Source organism: Citrobacter amalonaticus (assembly GCF_018323885.1).
In the GTDB taxonomy this organism is placed as follows: domain Bacteria; phylum Pseudomonadota; class Gammaproteobacteria; order Enterobacterales; family Enterobacteriaceae; genus Citrobacter_A; species Citrobacter_A amalonaticus.
In genome coordinates, this window is the sequence record NZ_AP024585.1 from 4,392,769 (window position 1) to 4,415,204 (window position 22,436).

Annotated in this window: 15 protein-coding genes, 2 tRNA genes, 2 rRNA genes and 1 riboswitch; of the genes, 3 read left to right on the forward strand and 16 right to left on the reverse strand. The window is 52.9% G+C overall.

Translation table 11 applies throughout. The features are described from left to right. Positions 1-34 precede the first annotated feature (34 nt). The 6 genes from KI228_RS20780 to btuB all read right to left on the reverse strand — a co-directional run bounded on the left by KI228_RS20780 (position 35) and on the right by btuB (position 8,028). Positions 35-2,941: ribosomal RNA gene (locus KI228_RS20780) — 23S ribosomal RNA — on the reverse strand. A gap of 181 nt (positions 2,942-3,122) precedes the next feature. After that, positions 3,123-3,198 (reverse strand) — tRNA-Ala (locus tag KI228_RS20785). Between the two features lie 114 nt (positions 3,199-3,312). Continuing rightward, positions 3,313-3,389, reverse strand: a tRNA-Ile gene (locus tag KI228_RS20790). Between the two features lie 69 nt (positions 3,390-3,458). Beyond that, positions 3,459-5,000, reverse strand: a 16S ribosomal RNA gene (locus KI228_RS20795). Together the 16S and 23S rRNA genes with 2 tRNA genes alongside form the textbook arrangement of a ribosomal RNA operon. A gap of 393 nt (positions 5,001-5,393) precedes the next feature. Then, the gene (gene murI / locus KI228_RS20800; protein ID WP_042998964.1) at positions 5,394-6,245 is read right to left on the reverse strand and encodes a glutamate racemase; all 852 of its coding nucleotides are present in this window, start codon (positions 6,243-6,245) and stop codon (positions 5,394-5,396) included. Beyond that, positions 6,190-8,028: a TonB-dependent vitamin B12 receptor BtuB gene (btuB, locus tag KI228_RS20805; protein ID WP_042998963.1), complete on the reverse strand. Its 1,839-nt coding sequence runs from the start codon at positions 8,026-8,028 to the stop codon at positions 6,190-6,192. The genes murI and btuB overlap by 56 nt, the downstream gene beginning before the upstream one ends. Before the next feature lie 65 nt (positions 8,029-8,093). Further along, a riboswitch (cobalamin riboswitch) is annotated at positions 8,094-8,283 on the reverse strand. Between the two features lie 114 nt (positions 8,284-8,397). On the opposite strand from btuB, the gene trmA reads away from it, so the two are divergent. Next, on the forward strand, positions 8,398-9,498 hold the full coding sequence (trmA, locus tag KI228_RS20810) for a tRNA (uridine(54)-C5)-methyltransferase TrmA (RefSeq protein ID WP_104010289.1): 1,101 nt from the start codon (positions 8,398-8,400) through the stop codon (positions 9,496-9,498). A gap of 49 nt (positions 9,499-9,547) precedes the next feature. Here the strand turns inward: trmA and KI228_RS20815 are convergent, their stop codons facing one another. Then, positions 9,548-9,907 (reverse strand): YijD family membrane protein, encoded by a 360-nt coding sequence (locus KI228_RS20815; protein ID WP_042998961.1) that lies wholly within the window; start codon positions 9,905-9,907, stop codon positions 9,548-9,550. Next, entirely contained in the window at positions 9,907-10,557 is a 651-nt protein-coding gene (gene fabR / locus KI228_RS20820) for an HTH-type transcriptional repressor FabR (protein WP_043001797.1), read from the reverse strand. Before fabR ends, KI228_RS20815 begins: the two co-directional genes overlap by 1 nt. A gap of 198 nt (positions 10,558-10,755) precedes the next feature. On the opposite strand from fabR, the gene sthA reads away from it, so the two are divergent. Further along, the gene (sthA, locus tag KI228_RS20825; protein ID WP_042325654.1) at positions 10,756-12,156 is read left to right on the forward strand and encodes a Si-specific NAD(P)(+) transhydrogenase; all 1,401 of its coding nucleotides are present in this window, start codon (positions 10,756-10,758) and stop codon (positions 12,154-12,156) included. Here sthA and oxyR read toward each other — a convergent pair. From oxyR to KI228_RS20865, 8 genes are all read right to left on the reverse strand, one after another. After that, entirely contained in the window at positions 12,139-13,056 is a 918-nt protein-coding gene (gene oxyR / locus KI228_RS20830; protein WP_042998960.1) for a DNA-binding transcriptional regulator OxyR, read from the reverse strand. The two genes, sthA and oxyR, sit on opposite strands and share 18 nt — an antisense overlap. A 258-nt stretch (positions 13,057-13,314) precedes the next feature. Next, positions 13,315-14,790 carry an FGGY-family carbohydrate kinase gene (locus KI228_RS20835; protein WP_042998959.1) on the reverse strand — a complete coding sequence of 492 codons (1,476 nt, stop codon included), beginning with the start codon at positions 14,788-14,790 and terminating at the stop codon, positions 13,315-13,317. 10 nt (positions 14,791-14,800) lie between these two features. Further along, positions 14,801-15,682 carry an L-ribulose-5-phosphate 3-epimerase gene (locus KI228_RS20840; RefSeq protein ID WP_042998958.1) on the reverse strand — a complete coding sequence of 294 codons (882 nt, stop codon included), beginning with the start codon at positions 15,680-15,682 and terminating at the stop codon, positions 14,801-14,803. Then, a complete protein-coding gene (locus tag KI228_RS20845) occupies positions 15,682-16,725 on the reverse strand; it encodes an ABC transporter permease (protein WP_061069501.1) in 1,044 nt (347 codons plus the stop codon). The genes KI228_RS20840 and KI228_RS20845 overlap by 1 nt, the downstream gene beginning before the upstream one ends. Positions 16,726-16,738: 13 nt before the next feature. Then, complete coding sequence (locus KI228_RS20850) at positions 16,739-17,731, reverse strand: ABC transporter permease (RefSeq protein ID WP_061069500.1); 993 nt, start codon at positions 17,729-17,731, stop codon at positions 16,739-16,741. Further along, entirely contained in the window at positions 17,724-19,241 is a 1,518-nt protein-coding gene (locus KI228_RS20855) for a sugar ABC transporter ATP-binding protein (RefSeq protein WP_061069499.1), read from the reverse strand. Before KI228_RS20855 ends, KI228_RS20850 begins: the two co-directional genes overlap by 8 nt. Before the next feature lie 64 nt (positions 19,242-19,305). Next, entirely contained in the window at positions 19,306-20,310 is a 1,005-nt protein-coding gene (locus KI228_RS20860) for a substrate-binding domain-containing protein (protein WP_044328351.1), read from the reverse strand. Positions 20,311-20,453: 143 nt separating this feature from the next. Continuing rightward, positions 20,454-21,263: a DeoR/GlpR family DNA-binding transcription regulator gene (locus KI228_RS20865; RefSeq protein WP_042998952.1), complete on the reverse strand. Its 810-nt coding sequence runs from the start codon at positions 21,261-21,263 to the stop codon at positions 20,454-20,456. A 433-nt stretch (positions 21,264-21,696) separates the two neighbouring features. On the opposite strand from KI228_RS20865, the gene araD reads away from it, so the two are divergent. Then, entirely contained in the window at positions 21,697-22,389 is a 693-nt protein-coding gene (gene araD, locus KI228_RS20870; RefSeq protein WP_061069498.1) for an L-ribulose-5-phosphate 4-epimerase, read from the forward strand. Positions 22,390-22,436 lie beyond the last annotated feature (47 nt).

A 22,436-nucleotide genomic window follows, 5' to 3' on the forward strand; every position in this document is an offset into this window, starting at 1 on the left:
TCTCTCTATTCCGCCAAAACAGCTTCGGCGTTGTAAGGTTAAGCCTCACGGTTCATTAGTACCGGTTAGCTCAACGCATCGCTGCGCTTACACACCCGGCCTATCAACGTCGTCGTCTTCAACGTTCCTTCAGGACCCTTAAAGGGTCAGGGAGAACTCATCTCGGGGCAAGTTTCGTGCTTAGATGCTTTCAGCACTTATCTCTTCCGCATTTAGCTACCGGGCAGTGCCATTGGCATGACAACCCGAACACCAGTGATGCGTCCACTCCGGTCCTCTCGTACTAGGAGCAGCCCCCCTCAATTCTCCAGCGCCCACGGCAGATAGGGACCGAACTGTCTCACGACGTTCTAAACCCAGCTCGCGTACCACTTTAAATGGCGAACAGCCATACCCTTGGGACCTACTTCAGCCCCAGGATGTGATGAGCCGACATCGAGGTGCCAAACACCGCCGTCGATATGAACTCTTGGGCGGTATCAGCCTGTTATCCCCGGAGTACCTTTTATCCGTTGAGCGATGGCCCTTCCATTCAGAACCACCGGATCACTAAGACCTGCTTTCGCACCTGCTCGCGCCGTCACGCTCGCAGTCAAGCTAGCTTATGCCTTTGCACTAACCTCCTGATGTCCGACCAGGATTAGCTAACCTTCGTGCTCCTCCGTTACTCTTTAGGAGGAGACCGCCCCAGTCAAACTACCCACCAGACACTGTCCGCAACCCGGATTACGGGCCCACGTTAGAACACCAGCCATTAAAGGGTGGTATTTCAAGGACGGCTCCACACGAACTGGCGTCCGCGCTTCAAAGCCTCCCACCTATCCTACACATCAAGGACCAGTGTTCAGTGTCAAGCTATAGTAAAGGTTCACGGGGTCTTTCCGTCTTGCCGCGGGTACACTGCATCTTCACAGCGAGTTCAATTTCACTGAGTCTCGGGTGGAGACAGCCTGGCCATCATTACGCCATTCGTGCAGGTCGGAACTTACCCGACAAGGAATTTCGCTACCTTAGGACCGTTATAGTTACGGCCGCCGTTTACCGGGGCTTCGATCAAGAGCTTCTCCTTACGGATAACCCCATCAATTAACCTTCCGGCACCGGGCAGGCGTCACACCGTATACGTCCACTTTCGTGTTTGCACAGTGCTGTGTTTTTAATAAACAGTTGCAGCCAGCTGGTATCTTCGACTGATTTCAGCTCCACGAGTAAATCGCTTCACCTACATATCAGCGTGCCTTCTCCCGAAGTTACGGCACCATTTTGCCTAGTTCCTTCACCCGAGTTCTCTCAAGCGCCTTGGTATTCTCTACCTGACCACCTGTGTCGGTTTGGGGTACGATCTGATGTTACCTGATGCTTAGAGGCTTTTCCTGGAAGCAGGGCATTTGTCACTTCAGCACCGTAGTGCCTCGTCATCACGCCTCAGTGTTAAAGTGAACCGGATTTACCTGGAACACACACCTACACGCTTAAACCGGGACAACCGTCGCCCGGCCAACATAGCCTTCTCCGTCCCCCCTTCGCAGTAACACCTGGTACAGGAATATTAACCTGTTTCCCATCGACTACGCCTTTCGGCCTCGCCTTAGGGGTCGACTCACCCTGCCCCGATTAACGTTGGACAGGAACCCTTGGTCTTCCGGCGAGCGGGCTTTTCACCCGCTTTATCGTTACTTATGTCAGCATTCGCACTTCTGATACCTCCAGCATGCCTCACAGCACACCTTCACAGGCTTACAGAACGCTCCCCTACCCAACAACACTTAGTGTCGCTGCCGCAGCTTCGGTGCATGGTTTAGCCCCGTTACATCTTCCGCGCAGGCCGACTCGACCAGTGAGCTATTACGCTTTCTTTAAATGATGGCTGCTTCTAAGCCAACATCCTGGCTGTCTGAGCCTTCCCACATCGTTTCCCACTTAACCATGACTTTGGGACCTTAGCTGGCGGTCTGGGTTGTTTCCCTCTTCACGACGGACGTTAGCACCCGCCGTGTGTCTCCCGTGATAACATTCTCCGGTATTCGCAGTTTGCATCGGGTTGGTAAGCCGGGATGGCCCCCTAGCCGAAACAGTGCTCTACCCCCGGAGATGAATTCACGAGGCGCTACCTAAATAGCTTTCGGGGAGAACCAGCTATCTCCCGGTTTGATTGGCCTTTCACCCCCAGCCACAAGTCATCCGCTAATTTTTCAACATTAGTCGGTTCGGTCCTCCAGTTAGTGTTACCCAACCTTCAACCTGCCCATGGCTAGATCACCGGGTTTCGGGTCTATACCCTGCAACTTAACGCCCAGTTAAGACTCGGTTTCCCTTCGGCTCCCCTATTCGGTTAACCTTGCTACAGAATATAAGTCGCTGACCCATTATACAAAAGGTACGCAGTCACCCCATTAAAGAGGCTCCCACTGCTTGTACGTACACGGTTTCAGGTTCTTTTTCACTCCCCTCGCCGGGGTTCTTTTCGCCTTTCCCTCACGGTACTGGTTCACTATCGGTCAGTCAGGAGTATTTAGCCTTGGAGGATGGTCCCCCCATATTCAGACAGGATACCACGTGTCCCGCCCTACTCATCGAGCTCACAACACATGCAATTTTGTGTACGGGGCTGTCACCCTGTATCGCCGGCCTTTCCAGACCGTTCCACTACCACACATGCTGATTCAGGCTCTGGGCTGCTCCCCGTTCGCTCGCCGCTACTGGGGGAATCTCGGTTGATTTCTTTTCCTCGGGGTACTTAGATGTTTCAGTTCCCCCGGTTCGCCTCGTTAACCTATGGATTCAGTTAACGATAGTGCAACGAATTGCACTGGGTTTCCCCATTCGGACATCGCCGGTTATAACGGTTCATATCACCTTACCGACGCTTTTCGCAGATTAGCACGTCCTTCATCGCCTCTGACTGCCAGGGCATCCACCGTGTACGCTTAGTCGCTTAACCTCACAACCCGAAGATGTTTCTTTCGATTCATCATCGTGTTGCGAAAATTTGAGAGACTCGAACACACCATTAACAGTGTGTCGTTTCAATTTTCAGCTTGATCCAGATTTTTAAAGAGCAAAACTTCGCAGCGCACCCTTTCAGGTACACTCTGAAGTTTTCTTGATTACGTTCTACAGTATGGTGGAGCTATGCGGGATCGAACCGCAGACCTCCTGCGTGCAAAGCAGGCGCTCTCCCAGCTGAGCTATAGCCCCATACAATGTAGTCAGAACCTCTGTACCGATAATTTTTCCTGAGACAAGGCGTGGAATGGCGAAGCATACTTAAAGTATGCGAGTCGTTTCACAACGCAGTATTCAGGGAAAATTTGGTAGGCCTGAGTGGACTTGAACCACCGACCTCACCCTTATCAGGGGTGCGCTCTAACCACCTGAGCTACAAGCCTGTAGAGGTTTTACTGCTCGTTTTTCATCAGACAATCTGTGTGGGCACTACAAAGGCAGGTTCTTTAAGGTAAGGAGGTGATCCAACCGCAGGTTCCCCTACGGTTACCTTGTTACGACTTCACCCCAGTCATGAATCACAAAGTGGTAAGCGCCCTCCCGAAGGTTAAGCTACCTACTTCTTTTGCAACCCACTCCCATGGTGTGACGGGCGGTGTGTACAAGGCCCGGGAACGTATTCACCGTGGCATTCTGATCCACGATTACTAGCGATTCCGACTTCATGGAGTCGAGTTGCAGACTCCAATCCGGACTACGACATACTTTATGAGGTCCGCTTGCTCTCGCGAGGTCGCTTCTCTTTGTATATGCCATTGTAGCACGTGTGTAGCCCTGGTCGTAAGGGCCATGATGACTTGACGTCATCCCCACCTTCCTCCAGTTTATCACTGGCAGTCTCCTTTGAGTTCCCGGCCGGACCGCTGGCAACAAAGGATAAGGGTTGCGCTCGTTGCGGGACTTAACCCAACATTTCACAACACGAGCTGACGACAGCCATGCAGCACCTGTCTCACAGTTCCCGAAGGCACCAAGGCATCTCTGCCAAGTTCTGTGGATGTCAAGACCAGGTAAGGTTCTTCGCGTTGCATCGAATTAAACCACATGCTCCACCGCTTGTGCGGGCCCCCGTCAATTCATTTGAGTTTTAACCTTGCGGCCGTACTCCCCAGGCGGTCTATTTAACGCGTTAGCTCCGGAAGCCACGCCTCAAGGGCACAACCTCCAAATAGACATCGTTTACGGCGTGGACTACCAGGGTATCTAATCCTGTTTGCTCCCCACGCTTTCGCACCTGAGCGTCAGTCTTCGTCCAGGGGGCCGCCTTCGCCACCGGTATTCCTCCAGATCTCTACGCATTTCACCGCTACACCTGGAATTCTACCCCCCTCTACGAGACTCAAGCCTGCCAGTTTCGAATGCAGTTCCCAGGTTGAGCCCGGGGATTTCACATCCGACTTGACAGACCGCCTGCGTGCGCTTTACGCCCAGTAATTCCGATTAACGCTTGCACCCTCCGTATTACCGCGGCTGCTGGCACGGAGTTAGCCGGTGCTTCTTCTGCGGGTAACGTCAATGGCTAAGGTTATTAACCTTAACCCCTTCCTCCCCGCTGAAAGTACTTTACAACCCGAAGGCCTTCTTCATACACGCGGCATGGCTGCATCAGGCTTGCGCCCATTGTGCAATATTCCCCACTGCTGCCTCCCGTAGGAGTCTGGACCGTGTCTCAGTTCCAGTGTGGCTGGTCATCCTCTCAGACCAGCTAGGGATCGTCGCCTTGGTGAGCCGTTACCTCACCAACTAGCTAATCCCATCTGGGCACATCCGATGGCAAGAGGCCCGAAGGTCCCCCTCTTTGGTCTTGCGACATTATGCGGTATTAGCTACCGTTTCCAGTAGTTATCCCCCTCCATCGGGCAGTTTCCCAGACATTACTCACCCGTCCGCCACTCGTCAGCAAAGCAGCAAGCTGCTTCCTGTTACCGTTCGACTTGCATGTGTTAGGCCTGCCGCCAGCGTTCAATCTGAGCCATGATCAAACTCTTCAATTTAAGTTTGATGCTCTTAGAATTAAACGTCGTAATGAATTACGTGTTCACTCTTTGAGACTTGGTATTCATTTTTCGTCTTGCGACGTTAAGAATCCATGTCACTCTGAGTGCCCACACAGATTGTCTGATAAATTGTTAAAGAGCAGTGCCGCTTCGCTTTTTCTCAGCGGCGCGGGGTGTGCATAATACGCTTTCCCGCTTCAGAGTCAAGCATTTATTTCGCTTTTCTCTGTCGGTGTTCATCACTGGTTTTCACCGGAGAACCCTGCTGACCCGGCGGCTTGCGTGCCGTTGTTCCGTGTCAGTGGAGGCGCATTATAGGGAGTTATTTCGGGCTGACAAGGGGAAATTTAAAATAATTTTCCGAGTGCGTAATATTTACCCAAAACAGCGTTAAACCGTCAGTTTTTCGAGCGATTCAAAGCCATAGCGCTGCAAAACGGGCAATAATTGCTCAGTTTCTGGCGTCATCGCCATGCAATAGGCAATGTTGGCATCTGCTGATTTCGCATCCGGCGCTTCATGTTCCAGTAGCCAGGCAGTACGTCGTGCAATGGCCGCCCCGGAATCGACCAGTCGCGTTCCTTCAGGCAGAACCTGTAAGAGTTCTTCCTGCAACAGGGGAAAGTGGGTGCAGCCAAGTACCACGGTATCAGGCGGCTCCGGCATCCGCAGCCATGGGCGCAGGATCCGTTGCAGTTCTTCCAGCGGCACGGGTTCGCCGTGCAACTTCGCTTCCGCCAGTTCCACCAGCTCTGCGGACCCCAGCATGGCTATCTGGCACTCATTGGCAAAGCGCGCGATCAGTTCATGCGTATAAGGGCGCTTCACCGTCCCGCGCGTGGCCAGAAGCCCGACAACCCCGTTCGCCGTCAGACGCGCCGCCGGTTTGATCGCCGGTACCACGCCCACAACCGGGAAAGCGAACTTCTCACGTAAGGCAGGAAGAGAGACCGTACTGGCCGTGTTACAGGCGATAACGGCCAGAGAAAGAGGATAACGCTGCTGTACCGCCGTCACGATCTCAACAACGCGCTCAACGATAAATGCCTCGCTCTTCTCCCCATAAGGAAAAGCCACGTTATCGAAAGCATAGATATAGTGGAGATCCGGCAGGAGATGCCGAATCTCATCATAGACCGACAACCCACCGACACCGGAATCAAATACCAGCACGGTGGGGCGCGGATCAGAAGGTGTAGCTGCCAGACAAGGTGTATTCCCGTCCTGCAGTTTGGTAGCCATAAACTGTCTCGTAATCTTTATCGAACAGGTTGGCTATTTTACCACGAACTGTGAGATGTGAGGTGACTGGATATGAAAGTCCGAGGTCCCACACGCTCAGCCCGCCCATTTTCACCTTCCGGGAATTGTCGTAGTCGTAATCGTAACGCTCGCCAATATACTGATAGGTCACATCCCAGCCCAGATCGTAGACCTGTCCGCTGAGCTCGTACTTCACCTGCTGTTTAGCGCGACGATAAAGCGGCTGATCGGTTTCATCATCACGCGGATCAACATACTGCAACGTTAAGCGATGATCGACCGGCCCGGTCGTCAGGTTCCCGGTCCATTCCAGACCTTTGATGGTCGCGGATTTGACGTTGAAGTAGGTATTGTTGTTGTAGTCGATCAGGTTCTGAATTTTGTAGCGATAGGTCGACAGACGCCAGTCAAGCGGACCGGTCAGCCCTTCTAATCCGGCTTCCCACTGCTTCGACTCTTCCGGCTTCAGGTTTGGGTTAGAGGCGATCCCAAAACGCTCCGCACCAAACTGTTGCCCCAGTGAAGGCGCAAGGAAGCCCGTGCCATAGGAAAGCGTCACTTTATAGTCATCAACAAACTGCCATCCCGCCGCTGTTTGCCAGGTACCATGCCAGCCGAACTGGTCGTCATGGTCTTCACGGCCCGACGCTTCCAGCGTCACGCTATCAATCTGCTGTTGCCCGGTGAGATAGAGGCCCGTGTTATCACGCTTATAGTTGTCTGTCCCATACTCGCCGAAGGACATCAGCTTTTCTTGTTTCCAGTCGACACCAGCACTGACAGCGCCGTGCCCGACAATAACGTTGTTGCCCCACTGGACGTAGCGTTGTTCCATATCATCAAGGCTATAACCTGTGGCATAGCGCCCATTCAGGCTGCTGTAGTTATAGTCCTTAATTCGCTGGTAGTTAGCGACCAGTTGTGACGAGTAGATTCCAGAATTGAAGCGCAGCCCCGTATCCCAAGATTGAGTGTAATTCTGGTGCTCGTCGTTTCCGCCGTCATATCCCCAGTTCCCCTGGTCGTAATCGGCATTACTGGCATAGCCGTAGCCACGAAAGTAACCATCGAATTGATCGTTAAATTTGTGCTCAACACCACCCCAGAAGAGTTTATTGCGATAACCATCGCGATCGCTGTCGCCGCTATAGCTGGAACGCGGCTGAACGTCGAAGCCTTTGGTGGTCTGATAAGCCCCGGCCGCGGTTACCACGGTATCGCCAAAACGCTGGCGGTACGTACCGTCATATTGCTGATAACCTTTTGACCCCACGCCAGCATTAATCTGCGAACGTTCCTCACCCGTCATAGTGATGATGTTCACTACGCCGCCAATCGCGCCAGAGCCATAAATCGCTGAGCGCGGGCCGCGGATATACTCAATGCGCTGCACCAGCGACACCGGGATCTGGTCAATATCGGAATTATTCGTAATGCCCGGACGGGCGACCGGAATACCATCGACTAACACCAGAACGTGTTTCGCTTCGGTACCCCGCACAAACAGAGAAGAGCTTTGCCCCATGCCGCCATTCTGGGCGACATCCACGCCTGGCAGGCGGCGCATGACATCCAGAACGGTTCGGGACTGCCAGCGTTCGATATCCTCGCGGGTGACAATATCGGTCGGGGCCAGAACGGTATTAACAGGTTGTTGAAAACGGTTTGCTGTCACGACAAGCGTGTCAGGGGTGGCATCCTGTGCCCAACCCGAAAAGGCCGTGACGGAGAGCGCCGTCAGCAGCGATGTTTTTTTAATCATTGTAAAGCATCCACAATATAAGAAGGATGCCGCAGGTCCCACCGATAGTACGCGATGATGAAAACCAGTTGCGACGTTAGCCGGCAGGTCTTCGGGCTTGGAAGGTTATCCACGGATATAAGAGATGAAGACTTCCCACCCAACAGGCAGTGTCTGCTTACGCTCTCATCTCACCTTTCCTTACCGCTGCGCGTCAGCTCCAGATTTACACTGGATTCCCTATTAACTCACAGGACCGGCACACGGATGCTACAGTTTGTAACATCTTACTGTCCAGCGTGTTTGTTAAATATGAGAGATCATCAATGACTGGACATCTGTTGAGCAATCCCTACAATCCCCGCGTACTTTTATTTTTCAGGATACATCATGACCCCCGAACACCTTCCGACAGAACAGTATGACGTGCAGCTCGCCGAAAAAGTGGTGCGCTTGCAGAGTATGATGGCGCCCTTTTCTGACCTTGTCCCGGAAGTGTTTCGTTCGCCGGTCAGTCACTACCGTATGCGTGCTGAATTCCGCATCTGGCACGATGGCGATGACCTCTATCACATCATTTTTGACCAACAGAGCAAAAGCCGAATCAGCGTCGACAGCTTCCCTGCGGCGAGTGAACTGATTAACCAGTTGATGACCGCGATGATCGCAGGCGTGCGCGACAACCGCGTGTTGCGCCATAAACTGTTCCAGATTGATTACCTCACCACCATGAGTAATCAGGCAGTGGTTTCGCTGCTGTATCATAAAAAGCTGGACGACGAATGGCGTGAAGCCGCCGAAGCGCTCCGCGACGCCCTGCGTGCGCAGAACCTGAACGTGCATCTGATTGGCCGCGCGACAAAAACCAAAATCGCGCTGGATCAGGACTACATTGATGAACGTTTGCCAGTTGCGGGCAAAGAAATGATCTATCGCCAGGTTGAGAACAGCTTTACGCAGCCAAATGCGGCCATGAACATTCAGATGCTGGAGTGGGCGCTGGATGTCACTAAAGGCTCGAAAGGCGACCTGCTTGAACTGTACTGCGGTAACGGCAACTTTTCTTTAGCGCTGGCACGCAATTTTGACCGTGTGCTGGCCACCGAAATCGCCAAACCGTCTGTTGCCGCCGCGCAATACAACATTGCGGCGAATCAGATTGATAACGTGCAGATTATCCGCATGGCGGCGGAAGAGTTTACGCAGGCAATGAACGGCGTGCGCGAATTTAACCGCTTGCAGGGTATCGATCTGAAAAGCTATCAGTGCGAAACGATTTTTGTCGATCCGCCCCGCAGCGGTCTGGACAGCGAAACGGAGAAAATGGTACAGGCATATCCGCGCATTCTGTACATCTCCTGTAATCCGGAGACGCTGTGCAAGAACCTGGAAACGTTAAGCCAGACGCATGACGTATCACGTCTGGCGCTGTTTGATCAGTTTCCGTATACGCACCATATGGAGTGTGGGGTGTTGTTGACGGCGAAGTGAGTGTCATAACCGGATGATGACGCAAAGCGTCTCATCCGGCCTCTCCTCTTTATTCCGACACTTCCTGCTTGCGATTACGCATTTTCACGCCGATCCAGAAGACCAGAATGACCGACAGCACCGCCGGGAAGAAGTTGGAACCGATATCCGGATATTCCGCGCGCACCACGGTGCTGTAAAGCAGAACGCCGAGAATAAAGCAGGCGGCAGCCAGACCCGGTAAACCCACAGGCATGGTGCGATTCAAATAACGTTGATGCAGACAGTACACCGTCAGCACCAACGAGATAATCGGAAATACAGAGAACGGCACGATGGAGCTAAACAGCGCCGCGAATGTACCATTGATTGACAAGCCAGCGACCAGCGCCAGCAGCAGCGTACCTTTATCCTGAACTGACTGTTTCATTACTCTTCCTTCACGTTACCCGGAATGAGGGGCATCTTCTCTTGTTCACGGCGATACCAGTAATACGCACCTTTCGAAATCATGCGCAGTTGCAGTACCAGTCGCTCTTCTAACTGCCGACGCTGTTCCGCGCCCACGTCCAGCGCTTCGGCGCCTGCACTGAAGACAATCGTCACCATCGCTTCGGCTTGCGCTTCAGTAAACGCACGCGGCATATGGTTTTCGATTTCCAGATAGTCCGCAAGTTCCGCGATGAAGTGCTGAATTTCTCGCGCAACGGCAGCACGGAACGCCGCTGAGGTGCCAGAACGTTCACGCAATAATAAACGGAAGGCGTTGGGGTTGTTACCGATGAACTCCATAAATGTGGAGACCGAGGTGCGGATCACACTCCCGCCCTTGGCGATACGCTGACGAGCCTGGCGCATCAACTGACGCAACATCAGACCGCTTTCATCAACCATGGTCAGGCCGAGCTCATCAACATCACGGAAATGACGATAAAAGGAGGTTGGCGCAATGCCCGCTTCACGTGCGACTTCACGCAAACTGAGACTGGCGAAGCTACGCTCCGCGCTCAGTTGACTAAATGCGGCTTCTACCAGCGAACGCCGGGTTTTTTCTTTTTGCTGCGCTCTAACGCCCATCACGATGTCTGAATCCTTCCGTATGCCTTGTCCGGCACTATACCAGAGTTCAAAGTTAATCTGTTTGTTCAGCTTTGTGAATGATTGTTTACGCGCAGTTTGTGCTTCGGCTTCGCAAAAAAGCACAACGATAATTGGGTTATCCCGGCAATGATGTTACTATTCTGTTGCTTTTATGTATAAGAACAGGTAAGCCTTACCATGCCACATTCCTACGATTACGATGCCATAGTTATAGGTTCCGGCCCCGGCGGCGAAGGCGCTGCAATGGGTCTGGTTAAGCAAGGAGCTCGTGTTGCCGTTATCGAGCGTTATCATAACGTTGGCGGCGGTTGCACCCACTGGGGCACCATCCCGTCAAAAGCGCTCCGCCACGCAGTCAGTCGTATTATCGAATTCAATCAGAACCCCCTTTATAGCGATCATTCCCGCCTGCTTCGTTCCTCATTCGCCGATATTCTCAACCATGCCGACAACGTGATTAATCAGCAAACACGGATGCGGCAGGGTTTTTATGAGCGTAACCACTGCGAGATCTTGCAGGGTAACGCCCATTTTGTTGACGAACACACGCTGGCGCTGGAATGTCATGACGGTACGGTTGAAACCCTGACAGCAGAGAAATTTGTCATTGCCTGCGGATCGCGCCCTTATCATCCGGCAGACGTGGATTTCTCGCACCCGCGCATTTATGACAGCGATTCGATCCTCAGTCTGCACCACGAACCGCGCCATGTGATTATTTATGGCGCCGGGGTGATTGGCTGCGAATATGCGTCGATCTTCCGCGGAATGGAGGTCAAAGTTGATCTCATCAACACCCGCGACCGTCTGCTGGCGTTCCTCGATCAGGAGATGTCCGACTCCCTCTCTTACCACTTCTGGAACAGCGGCGTCGTCATTCGCCACAATGAAGAGTATGAGAAAATCGAAGGCTGCGACGATGGCGTGATCATGCACCTGAAGTCCGGTAAGAAACTGAAGGCCGACTGCCTGTTGTATGCCAATGGTCGTACCGGCAACACCGATTCTCTGGCGTTACAGAATATCGGTCTGGAAACCGACAGCCGTGGTCAGCTCAAGGTCAACAGCATGTACCAAACCGCGCTGCCGCACGTTTACGCGGTGGGTGATGTGATCGGTTACCCGAGCCTGGCGTCCGCAGCATACGACCAGGGACGCATTGCCGCCCAGGCGCTGGTGAAAGGGGAAGCGAACGCGCACCTGATTGAAGATATCCCGACCGGCATTTACACCATCCCGGAGATCAGTTCCGTGGGCAAAACCGAACAGCAACTGACGGCGATGAAAGTGCCTTACGAAGTGGGACGTGCCCAGTTTAAACACCTGGCGCGCGCGCAAATCGTTGGCATGAACGTAGGCACGCTGAAGATATTGTTCCATCGGGAAACGAAAGAGATTCTGGGGATCCACTGCTTTGGTGAACGCGCAGCCGAGATTATTCACATCGGTCAGGCGATTATGGAGCAGAAAGGTGGTGGTAACACGATTGAGTACTTCGTTAACACCACCTTTAACTACCCGACGATGGCGGAAGCCTATCGGGTAGCGGCGCTAAATGGCTTAAACCGCCTTTTTTAACGCCTTGTCGAAATGGCCATCCATCGCACCGCGGATGGCCTCTGCCAGTTGCTCATAGCGACTACGCAGCGGTGATCCTGGACGATACACCAGCCCCACCGTACGACGCGGCTCAGGCTTAATGCAGGGCAGATACACCACGCCATCACGTTTGCGTTCTTGCGGAACCGCCAGCGCGGGCAGCAGGGTAATACCGCTTCCTGCCGCTACCATGTTACGCAGCGTTTCCAGACTGGTCGCACGGAAGTGGGTGTCTTCGTCAGCACCGGCTTCAAAGCAGAATCCCATCGCCTGATCGCGTAGACAGTGACCGTCCTCCAGCATCAGCAGTTTTTCGCCTGCCAGATCGGACATCGGCACGCATTCGCGATTCGCCCACGGGTGATCTTCGTAGATCGCCAGCAGCATCGGCTCGTCGAACAACGGCACTTCGATAAAGGCCTCGCTCTCTTTCACCAGCGCCAGGATCACGCAGTCAAGCTTGCCGCTATCCAGTTGCGCCAGCAGCTGATGGGTCTGCGCTTCATGCAGATACATTTCCAGCTTCGGGAAAGTCTGGTGCAGCATCGGGATAATATGCGGCAGCAGGTAAGGACCGACAGTGGGAATCAAACCAATGTGCAGCGGACCTGACATGGTTTCGCCCTGTTGGCTTGCCATCTCCTTGAGCACTTTGACCTCACGCAGCACGGTACGCGCCTGATCCACCAGCAGTAAACCCGCCTGGGTGAACAGCACTTTACGACTCGTACGCTCCAGCAGCATCACGCCCAGCTCATCTTCCAGCTTGCGGATTTGTCCGCTCAGCGTTGGCTGACTAACGTGACAGGAGTCCGCCGCGCGCCGGAAGTGGCGATGTTCGGCTAATGCCACCAGGTATTCAAGATCACGAATATTCATTATTCATCCTCCATCGCCACGATAGTTCATGGCGATAGGTAGCATAGCAACGAACGATTATCCCTATCAAGCTTTCTGTCTGATAATCCATCACAGAAACGGAGCAGTCTCGTTTAACCCTTGAAGCCACTGCCCGTTCAGAGAGTCTCTCTACCCAAATAACGAAAGCCAACGTGAACTTTTGCGGACCCCGTGGTCCGCATTTTTTTGCGTAAAAAAGCCAGGCATCGTGCCTGGCCGGAATGAAGTTAATCAGCGTTATATTGCACTCAGTGCATCCGCAACGCGTTTGAATTGCGCAAACCGGCTACGCAGCATGTTGTGCTTTACGGCATTCGGCTCAAGTCTGATCACCGACGGCAGAGTGGCGTTAATCGCCTGTGCGAATCCTGCATAATCCCCCACGCCAACGGCCGCACACATCGCCGCCGCCCGGCACCCGGACTGCTCGACATCGACAATTTCAAGCGGCAGATTGCTGGCATCGCAAAACATCTGCATCCAGATACGCGAATGCGTTGGCCCGCCAGTAAAACGAATCGCCTGGGTTGCGCCGTTGAGTTGCAGCATCCGGTCCTGATGCAGTAAATGAGAAAATACGATGCCCTGATAGATAGCGTAAACCATGTCTGACGCATCGTGATGCCCTGCCAGCCCGAAAAAGCCGCCGCTTAATGAGTCGCAATAGTTTGAGCCGTACAGCCACGGGAAAAACAGAATGCTGTCTGGCTTCTGATACCCCTGCTCCGCCCACCGGTTAAGCGTATCGTGATCGTTCGCCAACGCCGGGAAAAAATGGTTGATAAACCAGGTCAGATTACTGGCGGAAGTGGGGCTGCCTTCATGCGCAAAATACTGCCCAGGAACACTGAATTTACCCCACACATAGGGATAATCCGCCGGAATAATGCGATCGAATACCCGGGTAGCGATAGACCAGGTGCCCGCTACCGCACTGAGGTGCGAGCTGTCATGCACACCGGAGGTGATGGCTGCGCCAACCACGTCAAAGACCCCGCCGAACACGGGTGTACCTGCCTTCAACCCGCATAACGTAGCGGCATCGGCGGTCACATAGCCAGCGAGATCGGCAGAACCTATCACCCCCGGCGTGCAGTGCACCATCTCCTCAATGCCAAACAGGGCGAACAGCGCGGGATCGAACTCATTACGCTGCTGATTAAACAACTGGCTCCCGGAGATATTGGTCTCTTCACAGGCAAGGTTATCCGTCAGGCAGTAACGAATATAGTCGTGCGCCATCAGGATGTGGCCCGTCCGCGCGTAGTTCTCCGGCTCATGCTGTTTCAGCCAGGCCAGCAGCGCTGCCGGATGAGAAGGCCAAAGCTGTTGCAAACTGAGCGGGTACGCCTGGCGATCGACACCCTGCGCCTTCCAGCTTGCCACCAGCGGTTGCGCCCGGGAATCTGAAGAGACGATGCCATTACGGACGGGTTTGCCGGATTTATCGACCAGGTAAAGTCCTTTACCGTGTGCAGAAAAGCCAATCCCGCGGATCTGTTCCGCCGCAATATGGCTCTCGGCCAGCGCGCGCTGAATCACGAGACATGTGGTGGCCCAGAGCGCGTTCATATCGCGCTCACAACACCCCACCTGTGGGCTCAGCAGCGGCAAGGTTTGGGCCGCAACGGTGACTTCTCTACCTTCGGCGGTATAAATCCCCGCTTTGGTGACTGTGCCGCCCAAATCAATGCCGATAAAGTAATGGCTCATCGTTATCTCCTTAACCTGCCATGAGCGGCCGTTCGTCATACCACCCAGCTGCCTGCATCTTGCTCTCTATCCACTGGCGCGCATGGATAATTTCTAACAACGGCTCGGCGGACTTTTCCGTCCACATCTCAATCAGGAAGGTTCCCCGATAGTTAAGGCGGCGTAGCGTTTTGAACAGCTTGATAAAGTCCACACACCCTTCGCCAAAGGGCACATCGCGGAATTGCCCGGGCGAATCCGGCGTCACCGGGAATGTGTCTTTGAGATGGATCGCGGCAATACGGTCGATGCCTTTCGCCAGTTCGCTCTCCAGTTCGTTACCCCAGGCAGTTAAGTTGCCGACGTCCGGGTAAACGGTGAACCACGGCGAGTTAATTTTTTCATCCAGCACTTTCCATTTACTGATGGAATTGATGAAAGGCGTATCCATGATTTCCACGGCACACATCACCTGCGCAGCTGCAGCCTGCTCCGCGGCCCAGGCCATCGCATCTTCGAACCAGGCGATAGTCTCTTCATTTTGTGGCTCATAATAAACGTCATAACCGGCAAGCTGGATGGTCCGTATCCCTAAATCCTGCGCTAGCCGCAGCGCTTTTTGCATGATGGCGCGCGCCTGCTGGCGAGTCTGGCTATCGTGGCTGCCGAACGGGAAGCGGCGATGGGCGGATAAGCACATCGTTGGAATGCGCACCCCGGTTTTCTGGATCGCGCTAATGATTTCCATACGCTCCGCCAGTGACCAGTCGAGGCGCGCTAGCCGCTCTTCGCTCTCATCCACCGACATTTCGACAAAATCGAAACCGCAGGATTTTGCCAGTGCCAGTTTTTCTACCCAACTGGTGTTTCCGGGTAGCGCCTTTTCATAAATACCTAACGGGTGGCTACGCATTATCTTCCCTCACGAGTGGCCAGTTGTTGTAACGCTTTTCGGCTGTGATTCATGGCGCGCTGTGCCTGCCATTTTTGCTTAAAGAATTTAAACGCCAGCGCTGCTATCAGCGTGATACCCCAGACCGCCAGATTGAAATGCAGGCTGAGGCCTAACAGGCTCAGGCCGGTGGCGATCACCTGCAGCACCAGCAAGGCGCAAAAGACGTGGCTGACTTTGCCTGAGCCGCCGAAGGGATCGGTGCCGCCCAGCACAATCGCCAGTACCGTCAGCAGCAGATAAGAATCGCCATAGCCCATACGGGCGGAGTTAAAACGGGCCAGCATAATCAACCCGGCCAGCACACACAGCAGGCTGGAAATCGCATAAATCGCCATTAACACACGGTGGGTGCGAATGCCGCTAAACCAGGTCGCATTGATGTTGCTGCCGCACATATAGATGATTTTCCCGGTACGGGTTTTGCCGAGGAACAACGCCAGACCCAGGGTAGCGACGATAAAAATCACCATCGGCACCGGAATGCCAAAGATCACTTCCGACCCGATACTGCGCACCACCGGTGGCATACCGCTTAGCGCCGCGCCTTTAGTCAGGTAAACGCCGATGCCGCTGATAATGGTCATGCTGCCCAGCGTCACCAGAATCGGGTGCGCGCCAACGCGGGAAATAATGGTCCCGGTGAGCGCGCCGATCGCCATGGCGATCGCCATCGCACCCAGCAGCGCCAGAAACAGCCACCACAGTTGCATACCGGTGGACGCGTCAGCCGGCACATACTGGATCAGCAGCCAGGCCATAAACAGGCTGGTCAAATTCGCGGTACCGATAATCGCCAGATTCAGACCGCCGCTCAGCATCGGGACAAACATCGCGAAGGTCAGTAGCCCCAGTTCCGGTAGCTGAAAGGCGATACTCAGAAAAGTGTTGTCGGTAAAAAAACGCCCTGGCATCGCCAGACTGAACGCCGCCACGGCGAAGAAACAGATCGCCAGCAACCCTGAGCAGGTGCCATCAAGCGGTAAAAATGCCTGCTTTTTCATTTCAAGCCCCCTGTCAGACGAATCCAACGTCCGTTTCTTTACGTTTTTTGTAATGGGTGACGCAGATAGCCGAGACAATCACCACGCCGATGACGATATTCACGAAGTAGCTGGAGACGCCGATCAGGTTAAGACCGTTTTTGAGGATGCCGATCAGAAAGACCCCCATTAGCGTGCCGATCACCGAACCGCGCCCGCCGGACAAACTGGCTCCGCCCAGCACGGCGGCGGCCAATACATCGAGTTCGCCGCCCACCAGCGCGTTAGGCACCACTTCACTCATGCGGTAGGCCTGTAGCATTCCGCCAATGGCGGCGGCGGCGCCAAGATACCCGTAGGCAAACAGATAAATCAGCGATACCCGGATACCGATACGTCGTGCCGACTCGGTACTGCCGCCCACCGCATACAGCTGGCGGCCAATATGGGTTTTGTTCATCAGCATCCAGGTGAAACAGGCCATCGCCAACATCACCACCAGCGGCAGCCCGACCTGGTAGGTTTCTCCTTCAAAACCAAAGCTAAACAGCGATCGCTGGGTGATCCACCAGTCCGGCAGGTCATAGATGCTGTGCCCGTTGGTCAGCCACATCAGCAGGCCGAACAACAGCGACTGCATACTGATGGTGATGATGATGGAAACCACATTGAGGTAATAAATCAGGATCGCGTTGATCAGGCCAAATATCACACCCAGCGCGATAGCAAACCCCAGGCACAGCAACGGGCTGGTCATGGTGCCGCTGAGCAACAGGGACGCCACCACGTACTGAACTACCGACGCCACGGCGGCGAAGGAAATATCAATCCCCCCGGTGACCAGCACCACAAACAAGCCGAGGGCGAATATCCCCGTCACCGCGTAGCTTTCGGTGAGATCGAGCAGGTTCTGGATTGACAGGAACTCATTACTCATCAGCGAAAAAAAAGCCAGCATCAGGACGATGACCCAGCCCAGCCAGCCTTCCACCGACCGTGGAAACCGGAGCGGCAATACATTAGCCATTAATCACCTCCGCCAGCTGCTGCTCGGTATAGTCCGCAGGCAACAGCTCGTTAATAATTTTCCCGCGCTGCATATGGAAAATACGATCGCAGTTGTAATACGCCTCTGACGCTTCATCGGTAATCAGCAGCACGGAAATACCGACGCCGGAAAGGCGGTGGATAAGCTGATAAATACTGTCTTTCGCGCCAATATCGACGCCGACGGTCGGCGCATCGAGGATCAAGACTTTGGGGCGGGTTAAAATCCATTTTGCCAACACCACTTTTTGTTGGTTGCCGCCGGACAGCGTCGAGAGCGGGTTATCGGGATTGGCGACTTTAATATCCAGATCCTGGATCCACTCCTGAACGAGGGTAGCCTGCCGTTTTTCGTCAATAACATGCCACGGCGTTTTTAACCGGTTAAGGATCGAAAGCACCATATTGTCGCTGACCGACTGCGGGAGCACCGCGCCCAGCGTCAGGCGGTCTTCAGAGACATAGGCAATGCCCAGTTTCGCGGCCTGCGTATTGTCTTTGATGATGACTTTTTTCCCTTCCAGATAAATCTCTCCGCTATCCGGATGGGTAATGCCAAAAAGACTTAACGCCAGCTCTGTTCGCCCTGAGCCTAACAATCCGCACAGTCCCAGCACTTCACCCTGGTGAAGCTTCAGTGAAATATCCTCGAACTGCCCTTTCCGACTGAGCTTATTCAGTTCCAGCACCACTTTTCCTTCCACGCTGTTCGGCAGCTTTTTCTGATGGACAATCGTTCTGCCGGTCATCAGTTCGGTAATACGCGACGGGGTTAGTAAATTCGCCGCCCAGGTGCCAATGATTTCGCCATCGCGGATCACGGTAATACGGTCGGAAATCTCTTTCACTTCATCCAGACGATGGCTGACAAACACCACGGTGATATTTTTATCGCGCAGATAATTGACCGTGCGCAGTAGTTGGTTAACTTCAGTACGCGTCAGCGACGCCGTAGGCTCATCCATAATCACCAGCCGGGCATCGGCCACCAGCGCGCGGCAAATCGCCACCTGCTGGCGCTGGGCAATCGGTAAATGCTGAACCTGCGCGTCCGGATCGAGGGAGAAATGTAATTCGTGGATAATTTTTAGCGCCAGCGCTTTAAGACGGGCTTTGCGGTGCCAGCCAAAATAGCCCTTGAGATTTTCTTCAAAGGCGATATTTTCCGCGACCGTGAGGTTCGGGAATAACGACAGATCCTGATAAATAACCTGAATGCCTAACTCACGGGCTTTATCCGGCGAGAGTCTGGACCAGGATTTATCATCAATAATAATTTCGCTACCGGCATCCGGGATATACACACCGCACAGGGTTTTTATCAGCGTGCTTTTACCACAGCCGTTCGCTCCGGCCAGACAGTGGACTTCGCCTTTATTTAACGTGAGATCAATATTCTTTAATGCCCGATGACCGCCAAAACTTTTGCTTAGCGACTTAAACGTCACCAACGGTTCACCGGCATTTCGTTCTGCAATATGCGGCATCATGCTGTTCCTGAAAACGACCAAAGGATTTCCGGGCCGGTTGGCGGCCCGGTGATGCGACCAGAAATTACAAACCTAACTTCACTAAACGCCGGGTATTTTCAACATCAAGCTTTTCGGGGTTATCGCTCAGGATGGTGTTGTTCTGGACTTTGATTTCGCCCATATCGCCGATTTTGACGCCGTCTTTAATCGGTTCGCCGTTCATCATCGCCGTGGCGACCTGAACGAAAACTTTACCGGCGATCATCGGGTTAGAAATGTAGCCGCCGTCAATCGCGCCTTTCTCCAGCAATTTAATGCCCTGACCCGGAGTGAAGGTGCCGAACACGCAAATCGCATCGTTTTTCTTACGCTTATCAATCGCGCGGCCTGCGCCAATCGGGCCCTGAGAACCGAACGACATAATGCCTTTGAGATCTTTGTATTTGGACATCAGGTCATTCGCAGTGCGCATGGAATCGTCCACCGATTCCGCCACGCCAAAGCGATCTTCCACCAGGGTCATTTTCGGGTAGTGTTCTTTTTGATAAGCAATCGCGGCATTGGCCCAGTCATTCACCAGCGGTACCGTCAGGCTGCCGACAAACATGGCGTATTTGCCTTCTTCACCCATGCACTTCGCCATATCTTTCATATGATTGGCGCCCATGGTTTGGGTGTTCAGCAGCTCAAAATCCCAGTCAGCATTAGCCTGATCCGGTGATTCATGGGTAATCACTTTGATACCGGCTTCCTGGGCACGTTTAAGTACCGGCTCCAGCACTTTCGCGTCGTTCGGCACCACGCCAATCACATCGACTTTCTTAGCGATTAAATCTTCAATGGCCCGCACCTGCTCGGCCGGGTCTGCCGTCGTTGGGCCAACCTGCCAGGCATTAACGCCGAGCGCCTTGCCCTCTTCTTTAATCCCTTGTTCCATCACGTTGAACCAGGGAATCCCGCCGACTTTCACAACCACGCCCATGGTAAAAGGCTTGTTGGCTTTTTGCGGCGCCGTGGATTGTTCAGCCCACGCGGCGGTTGATGACAATGCAGCAGTAATCAGGCAGGGTAAGAGTAATTTTTTCATCGTAATTTCCTTAAGAAATAGCTTCAGACGCCAGGAATACCCAATAAAAATTGGCCTGACTTTTTATTTATTTCGACTTTCCTCTGGCATTGGCAGAATAACCAGACAGGTGTCATGATTATTCAGATAACGGCTAACACACACTACTTATCGACTTCCACCACATTTAGCTGTGGGTATTGCGCACGATAACGTTGATCAATACAGCTATTAGTTACCATAATATCGATTTCATCCAGCATACATATTTTACTGAAGGCGTATTGTTCAAATTTACTGGAATCCACCAGAAGGATCTTTTGCCCGGAAACCTGTAACATAACCTGCTTTAATCTGGCATTTATTTCACTGCCATCACGTATGCCATTTTCCAGATTTACTCCCTGACAGGAAAAGAAAAAACTATTAATTTGAAAATTTCGAATAGCACTCTCGGCAACGGGTCCATGGAAATCATCGTGGCGTTCAGAATACTCACCCCCAATACCGATAATGCGCACTTTATCCCGACAGGCCAGCGCCTGGATAATGCGTAGCGAATTGGTCACCACGGTAATATCAATGTCCGGAATTTGCCGGGCCAGAAACCAGCAGGTACTGCTGTTGTCCATCAGAATGCAATCGCCAGAATGGATAAACTGTAACGCTGCCTTGGCGATTTTAGTTTTGATATCAGGATGTTCCTCGGTACGCTTGCGAAATGATTCGGCGCGGTCCACGCTGCTCGCCTGCCATGCCGTCCCCTCTATCGCCGCTGCCGTCGCCTCTGGCGCATCCAGAGAAACCGCGCCGCCAAAGCTGCGGGTCAATCGTTTGTTACGTTCTAATACTCTCAGATCCCGGCGAATGGTTTCCGGTGATACCTGACATAATTGCGACAGCTCCGTTACCCGTACCGCCCCTTGTTTTTGCACATGGGCACAAATCATTTTGTAACGTTCTGCCTGCAGCATAATAGGGATCCGCTAAGTATCATTTTACATGGTCTTATAATTAACGTTTCCACCCGGAATTAAAGTGATTAATTTCAAGAAATATTCCATTGAAAAAGCCCGCGAACAATTGAACGATACTCATCACAATAAACAATGAAATAACAGCAACCAGTCAACATGTAAGGTGATAAAACTCACAAAATACGCTTGTTTTGCACGCCTGCCGTAACCTGAAAACACGCAAACAAACATAAATGGTCATCTTAGGATTGACCAAATATGCCCGAATGTGACCGAGTATGACTTTTTCTTGCCATGACGCGCCTGACTACGTTTTACATCCTATTTATTCGGCGTAATTTAAATAAAAACGCGGCACATATTTTATGTTATCCATCGTTAAGTCATTAATGCTGTTAAATAACATGCTTCCTATATTCTGGAGTCAACAATGAATACGTTAAAACAACACGTTCTCGAGGCGAATTTATCCCTGCCTGCGCATAAACTGGTAACGTTTACCTGGGGTAACGTCAGCGGCATCGATCGTGAAAAAGGTATTATGGTCATCAAACCTTCCGGAGTGGAATATAACCATATGGGTCTGGACGATATGGTGGTGGTGGATGTACAAAGCGGCAACGTTATTGAGGGAAATAAAAAGCCATCATCAGATACCGACACGCATTTAGCGCTCTATCGCGCTTTCCCGACGATTGGCGGCATCGTACATACGCATTCCCGACACGCCACTATCTGGTCGCAGGCCGGAAAAGACTTAATGGCTTTAGGCACCACGCATGCGGATTATTTTTACGGAACCATTCCTTGCACGCGCCCGATGCATGACGACGAAATTAATGGTCGCTATGAATATGAAACTGGCAGCGTGATTATCGAAACCTTTGCGCAGCGCGGGCTCTCACCGGAACAGATCCCGGCGGTACTGGTCAACAGCCATGGGCCTTTCGCCTGGGGTTCTGATCCTGCTAACGCCGTGCATAACGCCGTGGTACTGGAAGAAATCGCTTATATGAATTTGTTTACTCAGCAGTTACAGCCTCAAATTCCCGCCATGCAACCCACGCTGCTGGATAAACATTTCCTGAGAAAACACGGCGCGAATGCTTATTACGGACAGTAATCTTCGCGTGATGGCATAAAAAAGCCTGGCATCTCGCCAGGCCAGAT